Source organism: Hyphobacterium vulgare (assembly GCF_042643335.1).
GTDB lineage: Bacteria > Pseudomonadota > Alphaproteobacteria > Caulobacterales > Maricaulaceae > Hyphobacterium > Hyphobacterium vulgare.
In genome coordinates, this window is the sequence record NZ_JBHRSV010000001.1 from 633578 (window position 1) to 652658 (window position 19081).

Below are 19081 nucleotides of genomic sequence, written 5' to 3' on the forward strand. Positions count from 1 at the left end.
GCCTCCTGCCGGCGTCAGTTCGCCGGCGTCTTCTTCCTCGATGCCGACACCATCATAGCGCCTCCGCCGATCAGCAACAGGACCGGAAGGACCCAGAGGAAGGCCGTGCGCCAGGCGAAGGGCGGCCGCATCAGAACCTCGTCGCCATAATGCGAGGCCAGGGCAGCGCGAACCTCGCTCGCCCGATCACCCTCGGCGACGCGGCGCCGCACGAATTCGCGCATGTCCTGTGCCAGCGCGGCATCGGAATCGGCGATGGATTGGCCCGAACACACCACGCAGTTGATTTCCTGCATGATCGCGCGGGCCTGATCTTCCTGCACCGGTGACAGTGTTACTGTCTGCAGCGCGGCGACGGCAACGAGGATGAGATTCATGTCTTGGCCTCCCTCCGGCGCCCGATCGCCAACCCGGTCAGAGCCGTCAGACCGCCCAGCGCGATCATCAGAGCGCCGAAACCGAGCAGCCAGGTCATCGGATTGAAACTCAGCCGGACTTCGAAGGCGACACTTCCATCCTCGCGTTGTCGAGGCTCGCCAAGCACCGCATAGAGGTCGCCGCTCAACGTCGTCTGGATATCGACTTCCCGCGTATTCTGCTCTGCCGCGACATAGAAGCGGCGCTCGGGAGTCAGAACGCCTGTCCGGCGTCCGTTCTCGGTCACGACAAGCTGGGCCTGATCGGCGAGATAATTTGACCCGTCGGCACGGCGCAGGTCGGCAAGCGCGACCGTGCGGGTGCCGATCACCATCGTCTCACCTTCGGCCAGTGCCCGGACGACTTCGGGAGCACCCGTCGAATCCGCCGCGGCTCCGAGCGCGATCAGTCCAACGCCGGCATGCGCCAGACCCCGGCCATACGCCGAAATCCTGGCCGGTAATTGCGCCAGAATTCGGCTTTCGACGAGGTCGGTCACGGCTCCGGCCAACGCCCAGCCGCCGAGCACGGCGCCCGCAATGGCAAGCACGCTGCCGCCCATCAGCAGGACCGCGAGTCCGGCGGCGGTGCCCGGAATGGCCCAGACCAGCGGCCGCCAGCTGAACGCGGCGCGCTTCATGCCGCCCGACCGCCAGGGCAGGTAGGGCGCAAAGGGAAGCAGGATCAGCAGGGCCGCCATCATCGGCGTGGCCGTCTGGTTGAAATATGGCGCGCCGACCGACACCGAGCGCCAGCCAAGCGCATCGGCGAACAGCGGGTAGATCGTCCCGCACAGCACGATGCCGGCGGTCACGGCAAGGAAGAGATTGTTGAGTCCGATGAAGGCCTCGCGGCTGGTCGGCTCGAACCCGTCGCCCTCGCCCAGCTTCGTGGCGCGCAGGCCGAACACGGCCAGCCCGCCACCCGCGAGAATGGCGAGGATGGCAAGAATCCACATGCCGCGTTCCGGATCGAGCGCGAAGGCATGAACCGACGTCAGGACGCCCGAGCGAACGAGGAAGGCCCCGAGCGCCGACAGCGAGAAGGCCAGCAGCCCCAGAAGCGCCGTCCAGCCCGGAAAGGCTCCGGTGCGCTGCGTGGCGATCGCGGAATGGATCAGCGCCGCGGAGACGAGCCAGGGCATGAAGCTGGCATTCTCGACCGGGTCCCAGAACCACCAGCCCCCCCAGCCAAGCTCGTAATAGGCCCACCAGGCCCCGAGCGCGATTCCGGCGGTCAGCGCTGTCCACGCCCCGATGGCCCACGGTCGGATGGCCGCCGCGACAAGCCGTCCCCCGCGCCCTTCGATCAACCCGGCGAGCGCCAGGGAATAGGCCGCCGAGATCCCGACATAACCGAGATAGAGCGTGGGCGGATGCAGCGCGAGCGCCGGGTCCTGGAGGATCGGATTGAGGTCCGCCCCCTGCACCGGGATGTCGGCAATCGCAATCCGGTCAAACGGATTGGAGGTAAAGACGAGAAAGGCGAGGAAAAGCAGCTGCAGGCCGCCCTGGATCGCAACAGCGCGCAAGCGGAGACCCGGATCGCCCTTGGGGCCGTACGCTGCAAGGCCGGCACCGACCGCCGCCATCAGCGTGCACCAGAGCAGCATCGAACCTTCATGACCGCCCCAGGCCGCGGCGATCTTGTAGAAGAGCGGCTTGTCGACATGGCTGTGCCCGGCGACATAGGCGACCGAGAAATCCGACACGACGAAAAGATAGATCAGCAGACCGAAGGCGATCGCCAATGCCGCGGTCGCGGCTTGTGCAGCGCGCGCGCTGACCTTGGCCAGACCGCTTGCCGGAACCATGGCCGCACGCCAGCCAGCCATCAGCTGGACCAGAGACAGGACCAGGGCGATGGCGGCGAGAAACCGGCCGATTTCCGCGATCATTCGCCCGCCTCGCCGGCGTCGCCATCACCCTGCCAGACGCCCTGCGCGCGCAGCGCCTCGGCCACTTCCGGCGGCATGTAGGTCTCATCGTGCTTCGCCAGCACGTTCGAGGCCTGGAACAGACCCTCATGGTCGAAATGGCCTTCGGCGACGATCCCCTGACCTTCGCGGAACAGGTCGGGCAGAGATCCGTCATAGCTCACGCGGATGGTCGCGGCGGTGTCTGTGAGGGTGAACAGCGCTCCGCCCTGGTCCGGGCGCAGGACACTGCCGGCCTCCACCAGGCCGCCGACGCGCACGCGTTCTCCTGCGGGCGGCGGGTTCGCGGCGACTTCGGACGGGCTGTAGAACAGCACCAGCGCGTCACCGAAGGCGAGCAGCATCAGCGCCAGCGCACCGGCCAGGATCACTCCGGCCCCGCCAACCATCCACAGTCTTTGACGGCTCTTGCGCATCATTCCTCTCCGTCGTCATTGCCGATTGCCTGCCGGGCGACGGCCAGAATGGCGGTCGCGCCGGAGTCATCGGCAAAGTCGGCTTCCGCTTCTGTCAGCGCGGCACGGGCACCAGCGACATCATCCATCATGGCGCGGACCCGGATCAGGACCAGCCAGTCCGACAGCGACCCTTCGCCGCTGCGGACACGTTCGTCCAGCCGTCCGACCATGCCGGCGATCCGTTCCTGCGGCGAAAGGGCGGGCGCGTCCTCGGCCTGGGCCGCAGCGACCGCTCCGGCATCGACATTGGGTCGTGACAGCAATTCGGCCGCCTGCCGCGAAATGATCATTCGGAACGGGTCACCCGCTTCCAGCCGGGCCAGCGTGTCGGTCCAGTATTGCGCAGCGGTCTCGCGATCGCCGTTCTGGTAGGCACCAAGCCCAAGGAAGAATCCTGCCTCCGGCAGATCGCGGTCCAGTTGATATGCAGCTTCGAACGCGGCCTGAGCGTCGGGCGTCACATCGCCTTCGTTCAGATTGATCACGGTCTGACCGAGATCGGAGAAGGTCCGCGCCTGCGGCTCGATCGACAGCGAACGCTGGAAAGCGTTGATCGCCTCCATTTCGCGCTCGGCGCGCGCCAGCTCACGGCCCAGCATGGCCCAGGCCTCGGCATCCTCCCGGTCCTCGCGCACAATGTCGCGCAACCGCTCGATGCGGGATTCGAGGTTGAGCTCGGAAGGGTCGGCGGCTCGCCGCTCGGCAGCCTGTTGCGCATAGGGCGCGCCGGGCTGATCCGGAGCACCTCCGGCCCAGTAGACCGCACCGGCCAGCACCAGCAAGGCAGTGGCCGAAACCGGTCCCGCCCAGCGCGGCACATCTGCGCCTCGGAACGGCGCCAGGACAAAGATCGCGACCGCAGCTCCGATCAGGGCGGCGATGAGCGCAAAAATCATCATGCCGCCCTCCGGAAGATCAGCGCCAGATTGTTTGCCGGCACCTCGATCCGTTCATCGAGCGCCAGACCGTTCTTCGTGAACAGGTCCGTTACCGTCCCGATCGGGCGAACACCCCATGCCGGGTTGCGTTGCCTGAGGCTGGCATCGAATGCGAGGTTCGACGGTGCGGTCCGCTCGCCGTCCAGGAAGGGGCCGTAGAGGAAGACGAAGCCGCCCGGATTCACAAGTCTTGCTGCACCCGAAGCCAGACCTTCGGCAACGGGCCACGGAGCAATGTGGATCACGTTGAGGCAGACCAGCGCGTCCACCGGCTCGATCCCGTCGACCCAGCCGGGTGAACCGGCGTCAAGGCGAAGGGGAGGCAGCAACCCGTCCATCTCTGCGGCGCGCGCCGCACAACTGGCCAGAGACTCCGGGTCGATCTCGGTGAACTGCCAGGCGATGTCAGGGCGCGCCGCACAGCAGGCCTCACCATGCTCGCCGGTCCCGGATCCGATTTCCAGCACACGCGCATTGTCCCGGAGACGTTCGGCCAGAACGGCGCGGACGGGTTCGCGATTGCGCGCGGCGCTGGGCGAATAGAGTTTCGCCGCATCGCGCATGCGGTCTTCGAGGGCGACGGTGGGAGGCTGATTTTCCGGCGTCATGGCAGGCGGATTAGGGCCTGCCCCGCGCGCGCGCAAGCGTCAGATCGTCACGCCGCCATGGCTGCGGCGTTGCGTCGGCGGGTCAGGCTGGCACTTTCCTCCTGCCCGAGCGCCTCTTGCAGGCGGGCAATCACGTCGAGTCCGTCCGAAGCAAGTTGCTGCGTTTCGCCTTCGGAATGCTGCAGCACATTGATCAGCTGGCCGCAGCATTCCTCGAGTGCATTGACCGCCGCATCCTCGGCCTTTTTCTGCACGCTTCCGGTCGCGGCCTGCGAGGCCCACTCTCCCGCCCCGCCAAGAAAGCGCAGCTGGGCTTCGGCCCTGACGATGACGGCTTCATCCGGGCATGCCACCGGGATCAGCACACCGCCCTTGGCCTTTTTCGGTACCGGCAGCGCCGCATCGAGCGCCTTCTGGGTGCCGGCGAGCAACTTTTCGAGATCGCTCGATGCCTGAGCACGCAATGCAAACAGCGTCTTGCCCCACTGTCCGTCCTTCCGGATGCCGAATTCGCGCGTCATGCCGACCGTCACCGTCACGAAGCACGCCAGGCCGGAGACCGCCTCGTCGGCTTCCGCAATCGTCGCGGGCGCCCGGCGGAAACGGGTGGCGTGGAATTCGGCGTCCTTCAGCACCGCATCGCCAACAACGGCAAGGTCGGTCTTCGAGATCAGCTGATCGTCGCTGCGGCGGCCGATCTTTTCGACCGCGCGGAATATCTGCGCCGTCTTGGTCAGACGGGTCATCAGGAGCAAGAGCATCCAGACGCCCGCAGCCGGGGCGCGCTCGGACAATTCGTCATAGACGTCGCGAACATGCGTACACAGTTCAGGATCGAAATCGGAGATTACTTCGGGAACGTCCCGCAGCGCCTCTTTCAGCACCGTGTCGTGGATCAGAAGCGTCGCCGCGAGATCGGCCGTTTCGCGGCCGCCCGCGCCCCACATCGTGACGATGCGGCTTTCGAGCTTGCGGTCTCCCGTCGCGCTCGCGAGAAACGCCTTGAGGCATTCGCCGGCCCGGGCCCGGATCGCCTGCCAATCCTCCGTCGGAGCATTGATCGCCGGAAAATCCGCGGTGAAACCGGATTGCTCCGTGTCGTCGAACCAGGCCCACAGCCCGGCCAGAAAGCCCGGAGAAAAATAGGCACGTGACGGCGGGTCGCTTTCAGGATGACCGGTGAGCGGATCGAGCGGAGCAAACAGCCGCTGGCACCGCAAACGGCCTTCGTCGGGTGCATTGAGCGTGTCGAGTTTTTCAAGCAGGCGGGCGATGCCGGCCTGCGCCGGATCGCAAGCCGCGGCGGCGTTCGCGGACGCCAGCACGCGCTTGCGCATTTCCGGAGACAAAGTGCCCCAGAACATGCCGAGTTTTTCAATATTCTTCGCGGTGAGGCCTGTCATCGCGATGCGCCGGTTCGTGTCATGACCGGTCGAATCTGCATCGGTTACGGTTAACGTCGCTTTAGCGCTTCCTTGACGGGAGTTCGAGCCGCGCCAGGAGACCGCCGAGCTCCGATTCCGAGAGCGTCAGCGCACCGCCATAGACCGCGGCAAGATCGCCGACGATCGACAGTCCGAGTCCGCTTCCCGGCGTGCTTTCATCAAGGCGGACACCGCGCTGAAGGGCCTGCTCGCGGCGCTCGGCATCCATGCCCGGCCCGTCGTCCTCCACCAGGAGTTCGAACCTCCCGTCCCCGGCGAGACGGACGGTCGCTTTCACCTCGCCGCCCGACCATTTGCAGGCATTGTCGAGAAGATTGCCGGCCATTTCCTCGAGATCCTGCCGCTCCCCGCGGAAGAAGACCTCGCCCTCGCATTCGAAACCGATCGAAATGCCCTGGCGGCCATAAATCCGTTGCAGCGTCCGGGTCAGATCGTCGAGCGTGGCGCAAACATCGGTCTTCGCACCCACGGCCTTCGCATGCGCCGCTGCGCGGGCGCGGCGGAGATGGTGATCGACCTGGCGCGACATCGTGTCGGCCTGACGTTCGACGAGTTCGGCGAAGCCGCCCTGTTCGCTCCGGCTCTCATTGAGCAGCACGGCAATCGGCGTCTTCAGCGCGTGCGCCAGGTTTCCGACATGGGTCCGGGCTCGCTCGACCACTTCGCGCGAATGGTCGATCAGGGAATTGAGCTCGTCGCCGAGCGGTTGAAGCTCGCTCGGAAACTGTCCCTCGACCCGCTCGGCCTGGCCTTCCCGTACCGCCGCGACAGCCTCGCGCATGCGGAAAAGCGGCGCGAGGCCGAAACGGACCTGCAGGACCAGACCGGCCACGAGCGCAATGGCGAAGAACGCGATCAGTCCAAGTGAAATCAACCCGAAACGGCGAACCTCACGGTCAGCCGGCCGCTGGTCTTCGGCCGCCAGCACGACGACCATGTCGGGACGACCCGACAGGATCACGGCCTGCGCGATGACCCGCAGGGGCTCCTCGTCGGGCCCCACGGTCTTCATCGTGATCGGCGTGCCCGGCTGGGCCGCCGCCGCCTCCATCAACCGGTCGGGCGGGCGCAGGCGTTCGTCCCACAGCGACCGCGACCGCGCGATCACACGGAGACGGTCCTCGGTCCGCCAGTCGGCGATCTGCCAGTAGCGGCCCGAGAAGACGAGATTGTATTCGGGATCCGTCGGTTCACGCGCCAGCGAGACCTCGCCGTCGGCACTGGTTTCCGAGGCGGCAACCAGCGCATTCACGGTCGATTGCAGCCGGCTTTCGAGCGCGCCGAGCACGGCGCGCTCGTACAGGCCGGTCAATGCGATGCCGCCAGCGACGAGAAGCGCCGCGGCCCAGATCGCCCCGGTGGCGATCAGCCTGAGAACAAGCGAATGGCGTCTGGGTGTCACGCGGACCGGGCGTCGGGATCGGTCAGCCGGTAACCCAGCCCGCGAACCGTCTCGATCCGGTCGGGTCCGATCTTCTTGCGCAAGCGCCCGACAAACACCTCGATCGTGTTGGAGTCGCGATCGAAATCCTGATCGTAGATGTGCTCGACCAGTTCCGAACGCGAGATCACCCGGTCCTGGTGATGGGCGAGATAGCTGAGCATGCGGAATTCATGCGAGGTCAGCTTCACCGGTGCGCCGTCGATGAACACACGGGCACCGCGCGTGTCGACTGACAGGTTCCCGCAATCGATCGTGGAGGTGGCGTGACCGGCTGCTCGGCGGGTCAGCGCCCGCAGACGCGCCAGCAATTCCTCGGTATGGAACGGCTTGGTCAGATAGTCGTCAGCCCCGGCATCAAAGCCCGCCACCTTCTCGCTCCAGCGGTCGCGGGCCGTCAGGATCAGGACCGGAGTGGCATTGTCATCGCGGCGCCAGCGCTCCAGGACGGTCACCCCATCGAGCTTCGGCAGGCCGAGATCGAGCACGATCACGTCATAGGGTTCGGTCTCGCCGAGGAAATGCCCCTCTTCGCCATCCGTAGCTGAATCGACGGCATAGCCGGCATCGCCGAGTGCACGCGAAAGCTGCCGGTTCAGATCCGGATCGTCTTCAATGACCAGGACGCGCATCGCCCTTCTCCTAGCGTTCGTAAAGGATGTTGCCGGACTGGGCGTCGACCACGACATCGACCCGGCGGCCATCTTCGGTGAGAATCTTGATAATGTAACTGGGGCGCGCACCCTGTTCGAGTTCGGCGTCGATCACCTCGGCCTGGGGATAGCGCTGGCGCACGGTCCGGATGACCTGAAGCGCCGGCAGAACCTGGCCGGACTGAACCGCATTGCGCGCTTCATCCGCCGTATAGCGGTTGCGGACATCGTCCGGCGGTTGCCGGTATTGCAGCGCGTCGGCCGCGGCGCCCAGCATGAGGCCGGCAAGCAGCGCGGCGGCGGTGATCAGGGTCTTCATCATGCCGGGCATACTGGCGAAAGCTCGCTGAACAGCTTCTGAACGGTGAGTCTAGCGCAGCTTCATGCGCGGATCATACCCCTTGGGCGGTTGCCAGTCCGCAACAAACGCCTTCAGGGCGGCATCGTCCGCGGGCAGATCGATCAGCACCCGCACGATCTGGTCGCCGCGCTTCCCGCCCTTGGTCGGAAATCCCTTGCCGCGCAGGCGCAGCAGCGTGCCCGAACTGGCCCCGGCCGGTACCTGCACTTCGACCGCGCCGTCAATCGTCGGCGCGCGGACCTTGGCTCCCTTCACCGCCTCGGCAAAGGACACCGGCAGATCGAGGCGCACATCATCGCCATCGCGGGAGAAATACTTGTGCGGACGCACATGCAGTTCGACCAGCGCATCCCCCGGGGGACCGCCCGAGACGCCCGGTTCGCCCTGTCCGGCGAGGCGAAGCGTCTGGCCATCGGTCACGCCCGGCGGTGTACGCACGTCCAGAGTCCGGCCTGCTGGCAGGGTCACGCGCTTGGTCGCGCCCTTTGCTGCGTCAAGAAAGTCGAGATCGAGCCGGAAGCGCAGATCGGCCCCCTTGCGCGCCCGCGACCGCGGCCGGAAATCGGTGAACAGGTCGGAGAAGATGTCGCTGATGTCCTCGAAGCCGGCCCCGCGGGCCTGCGCCCGCCCCGCTCCCGCATAACCCGGATGGAAGGCCGCGCGCTCATTGCCTTCGCCATCGATCTCGCCGCGGTCGTAGCGGGCGCGCGTTTCGGTATTGGACAAGAGCTTGAACGCTGAGCTGACCTTCTTGAACCTGTCCTCGGCCGCCTGGTCACCGGGATTGGCGTCGGGGTGCAGTTCCTTCGCCAGCTTGCGATAGGCGCGCCGGATTTCGTCCGCGTCGGCGGATTTCGGGACACCCAGGATGGAATACGGATCGGTCATGCGGCGGTGCGTTCACGAAACATGCCGCCGAGATGTAGGCGGGTTTCCGTGAAAACGCCAACCGCGCGTCAGAGGATGAACACGCCGGTCGCGGCGCGACCCGGCCCGTAGCATTCGGAGACCTGGCTGACCGCAATCTCCACCTCGTCGAGCAGGCCGCCGAACAGCGCAGCCTCCTCCCCCGGGTCGAGCGTCCACACGGGCACTGCGCTCAAGAACGTCTCGGAAACCCCTCCGGGCGGTCCGACGGCGATCTGGTAACGCTCGAACGCTTCGCCCAGCGGCACATCGCCGATACCCCAGGCATCGCCTCCAACGCGTGTCCGGCGGATCCATCTCACTGTCAGATCGCCGTCTTCGCGGACCGCCCGCAGATGAACGGGCGAAAGCGGGCGCAGATCGGTACGCGCGATCGTGACCGTGGCAATTCCGTAGGAGGCGTGGTCGGCCGTGAGCTGCACCGGACCGCCCCGGAACTCGATCGGTGTGTTCCACTCATGGTCCCAGACCGGGCAGGCGACCGGCGCATTATCGAGGATGACGATGGTACTGCCGGCCGGAAGGGGGGCGTCCGTCTCGCTGCCGCACTGGCCGCGCAGCAGCGTTCCGATTTGCCAGACACCTTCGCCGGCCAGGGTGGCATCGCGAAACTGCAGGACCTCCCAGCCCTCGCCGGTCTCGACCGCCAGCCGGTTCGCTCCGGCGAGCAAGGCAGCCTCGGTGACGCTTCCCAGCCCGCCCCGGTCGAGCGCGATGGCAATGGACTGTGCCACGATGCGGCCACTTGCGGCCGGAACGAGCGGTTCGAGCAATCGCCCGGACAGGCATGGCCGCTCGGCTACGGCGCGGCGCGTTAGCCCGTCGCCGGCGTGAATGGCCGCGACCCCGTACCAGGGCTCCGCCGCTACCGCCGCCAGCGGTCCCGGCCGCGCGGCTTCGCCGCCGAGCAGCGGCACATCGAGAACGAACAAATCCGCCCGCGACGGCGGACGGACCGATCCGCGCGGTCGTCCGGGCGTCGCACCGGATATCGCGGACCCGGTCTCCTGCGAAGGCAGCGCCGTGGCCTGCCGCTCATTTCCACCCGACAGGTCCGCAAGGGTCAGGTCGAGCGTGCCGCCACCGTGGTGCAGCAAAACCCGGTCGCCCGGCTCGATCGAAAGCGCCGACGGCGGCAGGGTGAAAGCGAAACGCTCGCCTTCGCCCTCCAGCCGCCGCAGCGCGATCTGCGCCCAGCCGGCCGCCTGTCCGGCATCGGCCAGAAGCGGCACGGCCAGATCCGTCACGCCGCGCGCCGCGCCAAGCCGGTTGCGGGCCAGCACCGCCCCGCGCGAATAATCATCCCCGTCCGTGATGAAATGGATGCGCAGATCCGACGGCAGACCGGCAAGGTCCTGCCGTTCACAGCGCATAACTTCACCCCGATCGGGCACGACAAGCTCGGCCTCGATCAGGGTCGCAGGCGGGCCGTCCGCCCGGCCGAACCGAACGCCGCCTGCCGTATCCGTCGCGCCGAAGCCGAACAATTCGGCAAGCGGCGCCAACGCATCGCGCACCGCCATGGGCCGGTCGACCAGATAGCCGCTCACCAGCCCGTCGAGTGCGGACACATCGGCCCCGATCCCGGCCCCGCCGGCCAGGTCACGCACCACATCGCCCAGCGGGGCCAGCCCCATCCGCCCTGTCAGCCAGTGTCCGAGCCGCCAGTTCGCCCCATCGCCCCAGACATCGTCCCGGGCGGGAAAGTCGGGGAAGGGCCGCGCATCCCAGGTCCAGACATGGATGTCGGCCGGGTCGATCATCGGACCGGAATAGAGCGCGGAGACGGTGTCGTCGGCGGTCCAGTGCCCGATCACCGCTTCCAGATAACGGCGCTGGATCAGATCGTCGCGCGCACCAGCTGAAAAGTACGGAACCGAACTTTCCGCGCTCTTGGGATCGACGAAGACGTTCGGCTGGTTGGCGCCCTTGTCGACCGCCGGACAGCCAGTCTCGGTCAGCCAGACCGGCTTCGATTGCGGCACCCAGCCTGTCGGCGTCGCCGAGCGCACCCCGCCCGGCCGGTTGTGATGCGCATGCGACCACCATCCGCGAATATCCTTGACGCGGAACACCCAGTCCTCGCCATGCGCGATGTCGGAAATCGTCGTGCGGGTCTGGGTCAGGCGGTCGGCATCGCTGGCATAATACCAGTCATACCCCTCCCCGCCCTCGGCGCCCGCGGCAAGGTAGTCGAGGTCGTGCCCGCTGCGCGACAGCGCGGCATCGGCGTGACCGTCGCCGTCGCGCCAGTCGGCGATCGGGGCATACCAGTCGATGGCGACCGCATCGATCGCGGGGTGGGACCACAGCGGGTCGAGATGGAAGAAGACATCGCCCGACCCGTCGGCCGGGCGGTGGCCGGAATATTCGCTCCAGTCCGCAGCATAGGACAGGCGAACGCCGGAGCCGAGGATCGATCGTGCGTCCGCCGCAAGACCGCACAGCGCGTCCACCGCCGGGTAGTGGTCCGCGGCATCGCGTATCGTCGTCAGCCCGACCATTTCCGACCCGATCAGGAAGCCGTCCGCCCCGGCGATCGCCGCCAGCGCGGCATGATGCAGGATGAAACGGTTGAAGCCCCACTCCGCCGGTCCGGCATAGCTGACCGCATCACCGGACATCGCGAAATCCGCGGCGGCGGCACTGCCGAAGAAATCGGCGACCTGCGTGCCCGCCGCCGCGCTCTTGTCCGGCGTTCCGAGCTGACCGGGCGCCGGGTGACAGGTGATCCGTCCGCGCCAGGGAAAGGCGGCCTGTTCGGCCCCGCCATACGGGTCCGGCAAACCGTTCCCGGCAGGAATATCCATCAGGATGAAGGGGTAGAGCGACACGGTGAAACCGCGCGCCTTGAGTTCCCGGATCGCCGCGATCAGCGAGGCATCGTCCGGCGTACCGCCATAGACCGGACGCCCGCTTTCCTCGGTCACCAGCCAGGCCGTGGTTCGGCTCTCGCCCGCAACCTGCCAGCCCAACGGCCGCGTGACCTTGTCGCGCGTCTCGACGCCGGGACGGATTTCGCACGCGCCGCAGCGCAGATCATCTCCGAACCAGGCTGAAACGATCAGCACTGACCGGCAATTGGGCAGCCGCGCCTCGAGATCGTCGATCGCCGCGGCGAAATCCGTTACGCCGCGCCCGTTATGGACATTCTCCGGCTCTTCCTTGCCCGGCCCGATCCGGCGCATCATCGGCTCGACGGCGTAGGCGAACTCACCCGATGCGGGGATCAGGTCGACGCCCCTTATCATCTGTTCAAGGCGCGGCTGACCGGGATCGGCCACGGGGGACGGGCGAAAGACCTCGAAGCTCAGATTGGGAATCCGCGCGCCAAAATCGTCGAGCGGAAAGTCCTCGAACACGGCATAGGCCAGACCCCGGAAGGCGGGCGCATTCTGCGCGCCCTCGACCGCCTGGATCAGGGCGTCGGGCAGCTGGTCCTCGGTGCCGCGATGGATGCGCATGTCGGTCTGTGACAGGTCGAGCGGCGCGCCATTGGCCCACACCCGGCCGACCCCGTCGATCACGCCTTCGCTCAGCCCGACCGCGAAACTGACCGTGTAGGAATAGGCAGTGGCGCTCGGCCCGCCCTTGCTGCCAGCCCGGTCCTTTGTTGCCGTCTCGGTATAGCGCGCCGCCCAGATCACCTGCCCGGCGATCCGCGCGCGGCCATAAAGGCGCGGGATCGGCGCACCCTCGGTCGAAGCCTGCAGACGCAGATCGGGCAGGCGCGGACCTTCGCGGTCGGGGCCTAGTGCACCGAGCAGCGTCCGGTCGGCAATGGCACCGAGCTGTGCCCCGACGAAACCGCCGAGCGCCGCACCGGAAATCGAGCTTCCGAACAGCGAGACACTGCCGGGCAGGATCGAACCGCCCAGGGCCGAGCCTGCCGCACCGAGAAGAAGTTGCGCCATGTTATTTCACTTGTGAAGGAAACTGGAACTGCCCGGCGATCCGCCGCCGCCACCATTGCGTCAGCGCGGTCTCGCAGACCGCGCGGCCCCAATAGGCGTGGATCAGCGCGTCGGGCGAGGAGAGGATGCCGCAATGCCGGGCCGACAGGCCGGGCTTCAGACGGAACAGGATGACATCGCCCGGCTGCGCCTCGGCCACCGGGGTCAGCCAGCGTTCGGCGGCCTGCATCAACAGGTCGTCACCGCCCGCATCCCAGCGCGCCGGATAGGGCGGCGGAGGCTCGGGCTCCGCCCCATTCAGCGCGCGCCACACGCCGCGGACCAGCCCGAGGCAATCCGCCCCCGCCCCGCACACGCTGGCCTGGTGGCGATAGGGCGTGCCGATCCAGCGCCGCGCTTCGGCCAGCGCCGCCGCGCGAACACTCACCGTGCCCCGCCCCGGCTCGACCCGTCGCGCAGCGTGTCACCGGCAGGGCCGGCGATCAGCACGTCATTGCCCGGCAGGAAGGGATGACCGCGAAAGTTCACGATATTGGTGAAACGGTCGCGACAGGTCGCATGCCGCTTGTCGCAGCCTGCGGTCACCGTGAACGCATCGCCCTGCGCGATGGGCTGCGCGGGTGCCTTGGACAGCTGCAGCGTGACCACACCGCCCGAAACCCGGTGCGCCTCGACCAGACAGATCGCGCCGGCATTGCCGCCGCCGGTCCAGGTCAGCAGGCCTCCGGCGAACAGGCCGTCACCGAAACCGCCGAGGCCGTCGGCCAGAAACAGATCATCGCCCGAAATGCTCGCCACGCTCCCCTCGCCCCGGAAGGCCGGATCGCCCAGGTCGACGCCGCAGCGCGCATCTCCGATCTCGGCATCGCACTGCCGCGAATAGATCCGGCCGGTCACGCGTTCGAGCCGCGCCGACAGGCCGCGCAATTCCGCCTCGAAGGAAGTCTTGCCGCGTCTTGTCTCGCCGATTTCTCCGGTCCAGACATGCGCGAAGACACTCGGGTCCTGCCAGTCGACCCGCAGCACATCGACCCGCGCCCCGTCCCACAGCCCGTTGGCGAGATCCGCTTCGGTGATCGCCTCGTCGCTCAGCGCGCCGAACACGCTGGCCTGATCGGCGCCGAGATCGGCCCGTCCGTCGCGTTCGCCGGGCGCAAAACCGCTGGCGGCGCGGCAGGTCAGGCCGTCGACGACCAGGTCGCCATCATGCTCGGTGAAGCCGAACACGGCCCCGTCGCGGCGCGTCACGCGCCAGCACCAGGCGAGCGTCGTCACCCCGCTATTGAGCCGGGCTTGCAAGTCTTCGGGAAGCGGCAGCATGTCAGAGCCTCAGCTCGATCAGCGGCACATCCGCCGCCTCGCCCGCGCCGAAGGCGTCGAGCGAGATGTCGAGCGCATCCGCATCGAACCGCACCGGGCAGTCGAATTCGAACCCGGCCGTCACGGCCATCCCCGATGCCGGCGGGGCGACAAAGCTGACGAGACCGGTCGCCAGATCGACCGCGAAATCCGCCGCGTCGAGTTCGACGCCATCCACCGCGATGCGAACACTCCCGGCCGCCGGTTTCGGGATCGGGCGGGCATAGCTCTCGCCACCGCTCGCATAATGCTTCACAAGCGAATATTCTGTCGTGACGCCATCGCCGGTGCCGAGCAGCTGGTCGGTCGCGGACACGCTTGCCGACGGCGCGCAGGATTTGTGATCGAGCGGATCGCGAAACCGGAAGCCGTGCAGCCGCCCGCGCCGCGCCTCGAAGAATTCCACCAGCGTGTGCAGGTCGTCGAGCGTCTTCACGCCCGGCCCGGCATTCCACCGCCGGCGCGAATGCGCATGCGGCGTGTTGCGCTCTTCCCGTCCGGACCCGAGCGTCACGATCTCCGTGCGCCGCACCGGCCCGCCCCGCGCACCCAGCGCTACGGCGAAGGGGAAGCTCACCTCGTGAAATCCGCTCATAGCCGCCCCGCGCCTTTCCGCACTGCCCGCGCCAGCGCGCTGGCAATCTGCGTCTCCGATCGCCGGATGCTCGACGCATCCGCACCCGGCGGCAGGGTGAGGTTGATCGTCACCGGCGGCGCACCCGCCGCCTCGGGTTTCGCCGCCCCACTCAGCCCACCCAGCAGCGTCTCGATCGGCCCGGAGACGAAGCGCTCCGCGCCCAGCCGCGAGAGATCGCGCAGGATCGATTCCGCCATGCCGGCGAAGCTCAGCTCGCCGGTGCGCGCGGCGCGGGTCAGCGCCGCCTCGATGCTCGATCCGGCGCGCTCGAAGGCGTCGGCGAGGCTGTCGGCGGCGTCGCGGCCCGGCCCGTCGGCCAGCGCGCGCAGCGCCTCGCCCGCCCGCTCCGCTTCCTCGGCGATCAGGTTGGTGTCGGTGGTCATGTCTTGTCCTCAAGTTCGACGCTTCCCGGACGCGCGAGGCGCGGTCCGGGATCCAGATCACATGGGGTCCTCACGAAAGTGGGGACCTGAATGTCGTGCGCACGCCGGGTCCCCGTTTTCACGGGGACAACGGGGTCTATTCCGGTATTCGAGCAAGGCCTGGTCCTGAGCCGCCGCAGGCGGCGTCTCGAAGGGCGGGCATTGCCACCCCACCCCGGCCCTCCCCTCGAAGGGGAGGGAGTCAGGTCTTCGCGTGCCCTCCCTCCGCCGACGGGCGAGGGTTGGGAAGAGAGGAGTCAGGTCGGAGCGTGCCCTCCCTCCCCCACCGGGGGAGGGTTGGGGTGGGGGCGTCCGGAAACCTGGCCCGCAGAGCCTCCAGCTCGTCTCGCCCCAACGGCGCGGGGCCGGTGGCTTGCGTCAGCGCCCGCCACTCCTTCAGCGAAAGCTGCCAGAAGTCGCGCGGCGTAATCCCCATCCGCACCGCCAGAAGCAGCCAGGCGTCGAAGGGAATGCCGCTCACAACGCCCGCTCGAAACAGTCGGCAACCGCCCGGGCGGCCCGCACCGGATCGATCGCGGATACGTCCGCCACCGCTCCACCGCCACGCATCAGCGCCGCCAACACCAGCGCCAGATCCGCCGCCGACAGCGTCTTCAGCCGTTCGGCCATCGCCGCAAAGCCGGACACGCCAAGCCCCGCCTCGATCTCGGCGAGCGCGCCCAGCGTCAGGCAGAGCGTGTGCGTCTCGCCGCCGGCGTCGAGCGTCACCTCGCCGCGCGCGGGATTGCTCATGCCGCGGTGAAGCCCAGCGCCCCGGCCGAGGCGAGCGAGAGGGCATAGGCCGCCTCGCCGTCATGCCGGCCGGAATATTCCAGGCTGGTGACCAGAAAAGCCCCTTCGATCGTGCCGAAATCCGGTACCACGATGCGCCAGGTGTCCGCGCTCTGCGCGAAGAAGGCGGCGCGCACCGTCTCGTCGGCGGCCGCATCGACGAAGATGCCGCTGCCCGACACGGCGCAGGACTTCACCCCCGAACCGGACAGCAGCTCGCGCCACGCGCCGGGACTGTCGGCGTTGGTGGCGTCCACCGTGAGGGCATTCAGCGTGATCGTCTTCGCGCGCAGCCCCGCGACACTCGCGAAGCTTTCCGGGTCTCCCCCGTCGCCGATTTTGAGCAGCAGGTCTTTTCCGCTCTGCGCGGTCATGGAATACTCCTCCACTTGGGCGTGTAGATGTCTGAAAGGACAGGCGATGACGGATGCGACGGACTCGCGAACCCTGCCTGTTCCGCTCTTCTCAGGCCGGCTTGAAGCCTTGCGTCAGAATTTCACTGTCGCGTTGGTGTTCTTGATCGTCACCCTCGGAATGACCTCGGCGACCATTTTCGGGATCGGTCCGGCGCTCGCGAACTGGCCGATGAATCCCGCTTTCGATGTCGCCATCCTGTTCGTCTGCTGGCTGTCCGGTCTGCCCATTATGACGGGGCTCGTGATCGCCTATTTCGGCAAGGCGGAACGGGCTGACATCCTCACAATGCCCCAGGTCCTGCGCGCCGCGCGGCGCGTGAATACCGGCCGCAGCATGGCTCTGATCTATGCCTTCGCGCTCATTCTCGCACTCGGCGGCTATATCTGGATCCGGATCGAATTCGAGGGGCGGTCTGTTCCCGCCATGCACCTGATCGCGATCGCGGCAGGCGTCTGGACAGGGTATTACATGCTCGAAACCCTCCGCGCCCGAGGGTGGCGGTGGCGGCGGTGAGATCTCTGATCGCCTTCATCAGCCTGTTGGCGCTGGTTTCGACCTCGCTCTTCATTGCGACCCGGCTGTTTCCGCCCGGCGGTGAGATCGACCGTCAGATCTCCGACGGACATTTCTACCCCACGCTCGGCATTCTGATTGCGCTCGCCATCGGCTTCGCACTGGCCACGGTCTTCGCCCTCATCGAGCGACTGCTGCGCAGTTCGATCTGGCGCAGCATGAACGCAGACGCGAACACCTGGCCCTTCCAGCGCGACGGTGCCTTCGTCGCCGGGCTCAGCATGGCGTTTGCGGTGCTCATCGCGATCGCGGGCATCGCCCTGACGGTGAAGACCCTTTTCTTGCCGGCCGATCACCGCGCGATCGAGCTGGCCGGCGTGATGCTCTGGCCCTCGCTCGTCTACCTCATGGGCTCGCATTACCATTCGCAGCGGAACGATCCGGCATGAACCGCATCGCGGTATTCTCGCTCTTCGTGGCAGCACTCGTGGTCGGATTCCTGATCACCATCATCATGCCTGACGAGCCGCTCGACCTGACCTTCTCCGAAGGTGCGTTCTTCCCCTGGCTCGGCACACTTCTCGCGGCCCTGATCGGTTTATCGGCGGCTTTGGTCTTCTGGCGGTTCGAACGCTCAATCGGCAGTTCGATCATGCGCAACATCACCAGAAAATCGTTCACCTGGCCGCTGGATCGCGATGATCCCTACTTCCCGGGCATGGCAATGGTGTTCGCCATATTCGCAAGCATCGTTACGGCAATTCTGATTGCGAAGAACTGGATCATTGCGTCGGACAGCCGCCCGATCGAACTGATGATCGTCCTTTTTGCCCCGACAATGATTTACCTCTCCGCGTCTCACTACATCGCGTACTGGCGGGAGGCGCGGTGACCACCCTACCCCACCTCCTCAAGCAGCGCCCGGAAGCGGATCACGCCGTGGGCAATGCTCAACAGCAGGTCTTTTCCGCTCTGCGCGGTCATGGGCTTTCTCCAACGAAAAAGGCCGCCCGGTTGGGCGGCCTTTGATCGGCAGGCAACGATCGCTTACGCTGCAATCGGCCGATAGTCCTCCGGGTCGTCCGCCTTGATGCGGATCGGGGACTGAACGGCGCGAAAGACCGATCGTTCAGCAAGTTCATCGACTCCGAGGTCGTCTGCGTTCATCGCGTGCTCGAGCGCCTTCATCCGCACGACGATCTCTGATGCTTGGTCAATCTCGGTTTCACCACGCTCCCAGCGCCCAACAGTCTGGCCATCGCGACCGACGAGTTTAGCAAGCTCAGCCTGGGACAGACCCAGTTCCGAACGAAGGAAGCGTATCTCTTTCGGCTTCAGGCCTCCTTGCTTCACAGCGACAGCGCCTACCAGCACCCGATGAAGCAAATTGACATTGGGAATCGTCACGACCTCTTCCCCGGCATCATCCGTGTGCACAGGAAAGTTTTCCAGCACGACATTGTCGAGGCCGCATTCGTCGTATTGGTAGTTCACGAACCTCGTGGTCATTTCTCGTCTCTCCACATCACCGTCACGATTTTCATCGCGCAACCCGAACCGGGGATGACCACGGCGCAAACCGTCCGGCCATCGCTGTTGGGGGTTGGCCCCTCAATCTTGTACTTAAACAGACCATCCCTGCTCGAAGGTTCCGCCTCTTGGTAAACGAAACCCGTTTTGAGCAGGTGCAGCAAATCGGCCATGATCAGGCCGCGTTCCGCCATTCGCTCCTTTGCATGAAGCGTGAACGAAATGCTCAGATGGTCATTTCTGCCGCATTCGTTGATGCGATGCGTTGCATCGGCCGGACTCCATGCTTTTGGCTCCCCTCGCATGAGGGAAA

Annotated in this window: 23 protein-coding genes; 3 read left to right on the forward strand and 20 right to left on the reverse strand. The window is 66.8% G+C overall.

From position 1 onward, the window contains the following. Positions 1–14 precede the first annotated feature (14 nt). The 18 genes from ACFOOR_RS03435 to ACFOOR_RS03520 all read right to left on the reverse strand — a co-directional run bounded on the left by ACFOOR_RS03435 (position 15) and on the right by ACFOOR_RS03520 (position 16682). Entirely contained in the window at positions 15–377 is a 363-nt protein-coding gene (locus ACFOOR_RS03435; protein WP_343164030.1) for a cytochrome c-type biogenesis protein, read from the reverse strand. Then, positions 374–2314: a heme lyase CcmF/NrfE family subunit gene (locus tag ACFOOR_RS03440; protein ID WP_343164031.1), complete on the reverse strand. Its 1941-nt coding sequence runs from the start codon at positions 2312–2314 to the stop codon at positions 374–376. The genes ACFOOR_RS03435 and ACFOOR_RS03440 overlap by 4 nt, the downstream gene beginning before the upstream one ends. Continuing rightward, positions 2311–2769 (reverse strand): cytochrome c maturation protein CcmE, encoded by a 459-nt coding sequence (gene ccmE / locus ACFOOR_RS03445; RefSeq protein WP_343164032.1) that lies wholly within the window; start codon positions 2767–2769, stop codon positions 2311–2313. The genes ACFOOR_RS03440 and ccmE overlap by 4 nt, the downstream gene beginning before the upstream one ends. Continuing rightward, entirely contained in the window at positions 2769–3710 is a 942-nt protein-coding gene (locus ACFOOR_RS03450; RefSeq protein ID WP_343164033.1) for a tetratricopeptide repeat protein, read from the reverse strand. The genes ccmE and ACFOOR_RS03450 overlap by 1 nt, the downstream gene beginning before the upstream one ends. Next, on the reverse strand, positions 3707–4357 hold the full coding sequence (locus ACFOOR_RS03455; protein ID WP_343164034.1) for a DUF938 domain-containing protein: 651 nt from the start codon (positions 4355–4357) through the stop codon (positions 3707–3709). The genes ACFOOR_RS03450 and ACFOOR_RS03455 overlap by 4 nt, the downstream gene beginning before the upstream one ends. Before the next feature lie 47 nt (positions 4358–4404). Then, entirely contained in the window at positions 4405–5760 is a 1356-nt protein-coding gene (locus ACFOOR_RS03460) for a hypothetical protein (protein ID WP_343164035.1), read from the reverse strand. A 61-nt stretch (positions 5761–5821) separates the two neighbouring features. Beyond that, on the reverse strand, positions 5822–7204 hold the full coding sequence (locus ACFOOR_RS03465) for an ATP-binding protein (RefSeq protein WP_343164036.1): 1383 nt from the start codon (positions 7202–7204) through the stop codon (positions 5822–5824). Further along, a complete protein-coding gene (locus tag ACFOOR_RS03470) occupies positions 7201–7875 on the reverse strand; it encodes a response regulator transcription factor (RefSeq protein ID WP_343164037.1) in 675 nt (224 codons plus the stop codon). Before ACFOOR_RS03470 ends, ACFOOR_RS03465 begins: the two co-directional genes overlap by 4 nt. A gap of 10 nt (positions 7876–7885) precedes the next feature. Beyond that, positions 7886–8218 carry a PepSY domain-containing protein gene (locus ACFOOR_RS03475; protein WP_343164038.1) on the reverse strand — a complete coding sequence of 111 codons (333 nt, stop codon included), beginning with the start codon at positions 8216–8218 and terminating at the stop codon, positions 7886–7888. A 48-nt stretch (positions 8219–8266) separates the two neighbouring features. After that, positions 8267–9145, reverse strand: a complete 879-nt coding sequence (locus tag ACFOOR_RS03480) for a DnaJ C-terminal domain-containing protein (protein ID WP_343164039.1) — start codon at positions 9143–9145, stop codon at positions 8267–8269. Between the two features lie 68 nt (positions 9146–9213). Then, positions 9214–13098, reverse strand: a complete 3885-nt coding sequence (locus ACFOOR_RS03485) for a baseplate multidomain protein megatron (RefSeq protein ID WP_343164040.1) — start codon at positions 13096–13098, stop codon at positions 9214–9216. A gap of 1 nt (position 13099) precedes the next feature. Continuing rightward, complete coding sequence (locus ACFOOR_RS03490; RefSeq protein ID WP_343164041.1) at positions 13100–13525, reverse strand: NlpC/P60 family protein; 426 nt, start codon at positions 13523–13525, stop codon at positions 13100–13102. After that, positions 13522–14418, reverse strand: a complete 897-nt coding sequence (locus tag ACFOOR_RS03495) for a DUF2163 domain-containing protein (RefSeq protein ID WP_343164042.1) — start codon at positions 14416–14418, stop codon at positions 13522–13524. Before ACFOOR_RS03495 ends, ACFOOR_RS03490 begins: the two co-directional genes overlap by 4 nt. 1 nt (position 14419) lies before the next feature. Further along, positions 14420–15052 (reverse strand): DUF2460 domain-containing protein, encoded by a 633-nt coding sequence (locus ACFOOR_RS03500; RefSeq protein ID WP_343164043.1) that lies wholly within the window; start codon positions 15050–15052, stop codon positions 14420–14422. After that, positions 15049–15477, reverse strand: coding sequence for a phage tail tape measure C-terminal domain-containing protein (locus ACFOOR_RS03505; RefSeq protein WP_343164044.1), 429 nt, complete (start codon positions 15475–15477; stop codon positions 15049–15051). The genes ACFOOR_RS03500 and ACFOOR_RS03505 overlap by 4 nt, the downstream gene beginning before the upstream one ends. A 241-nt stretch (positions 15478–15718) precedes the next feature. Next, entirely contained in the window at positions 15719–15952 is a 234-nt protein-coding gene (locus ACFOOR_RS03510; RefSeq protein ID WP_343164147.1) for a phage tail assembly chaperone, read from the reverse strand. Positions 15953–15993: 41 nt separating this feature from the next. Beyond that, on the reverse strand, positions 15994–16269 hold the full coding sequence (locus tag ACFOOR_RS03515) for a GTA-gp10 family protein (protein WP_343164045.1): 276 nt from the start codon (positions 16267–16269) through the stop codon (positions 15994–15996). Further along, a complete protein-coding gene (locus tag ACFOOR_RS03520) occupies positions 16266–16682 on the reverse strand; it encodes a phage major tail protein, TP901-1 family (protein ID WP_343164046.1) in 417 nt (138 codons plus the stop codon). Before ACFOOR_RS03520 ends, ACFOOR_RS03515 begins: the two co-directional genes overlap by 4 nt. 46 nt (positions 16683–16728) lie before the next feature. Between ACFOOR_RS03520 and ACFOOR_RS03525 the strand changes: the two genes are divergently transcribed. From ACFOOR_RS03525 to ACFOOR_RS03535, 3 genes are read left to right on the forward strand one after another with little or no spacing between them, the layout of a single operon-like run. Further along, on the forward strand, positions 16729–17238 hold the full coding sequence (locus ACFOOR_RS03525; protein ID WP_343164047.1) for a hypothetical protein: 510 nt from the start codon (positions 16729–16731) through the stop codon (positions 17236–17238). Continuing rightward, positions 17235–17687: a hypothetical protein gene (locus ACFOOR_RS03530; protein ID WP_343164048.1), complete on the forward strand. Its 453-nt coding sequence runs from the start codon at positions 17235–17237 to the stop codon at positions 17685–17687. The genes ACFOOR_RS03525 and ACFOOR_RS03530 overlap by 4 nt, the downstream gene beginning before the upstream one ends. Then, positions 17684–18130 carry a hypothetical protein gene (locus tag ACFOOR_RS03535; RefSeq protein WP_343164049.1) on the forward strand — a complete coding sequence of 149 codons (447 nt, stop codon included), beginning with the start codon at positions 17684–17686 and terminating at the stop codon, positions 18128–18130. The genes ACFOOR_RS03530 and ACFOOR_RS03535 overlap by 4 nt, the downstream gene beginning before the upstream one ends. Before the next feature lie 155 nt (positions 18131–18285). Here ACFOOR_RS03535 and ACFOOR_RS03540 read toward each other — a convergent pair whose 3' ends face one another. Both ACFOOR_RS03540 and ACFOOR_RS03545 read right to left on the reverse strand, forming a co-directional pair. Next, complete coding sequence (locus ACFOOR_RS03540) at positions 18286–18747, reverse strand: helix-turn-helix domain-containing protein (protein ID WP_343164050.1); 462 nt, start codon at positions 18745–18747, stop codon at positions 18286–18288. Beyond that, the gene (locus ACFOOR_RS03545; protein ID WP_343164051.1) at positions 18744–19073 is read right to left on the reverse strand and encodes a DUF4258 domain-containing protein; all 330 of its coding nucleotides are present in this window, start codon (positions 19071–19073) and stop codon (positions 18744–18746) included. The genes ACFOOR_RS03540 and ACFOOR_RS03545 overlap by 4 nt, the downstream gene beginning before the upstream one ends. Positions 19074–19081: the final 8 nt, after the last annotated feature.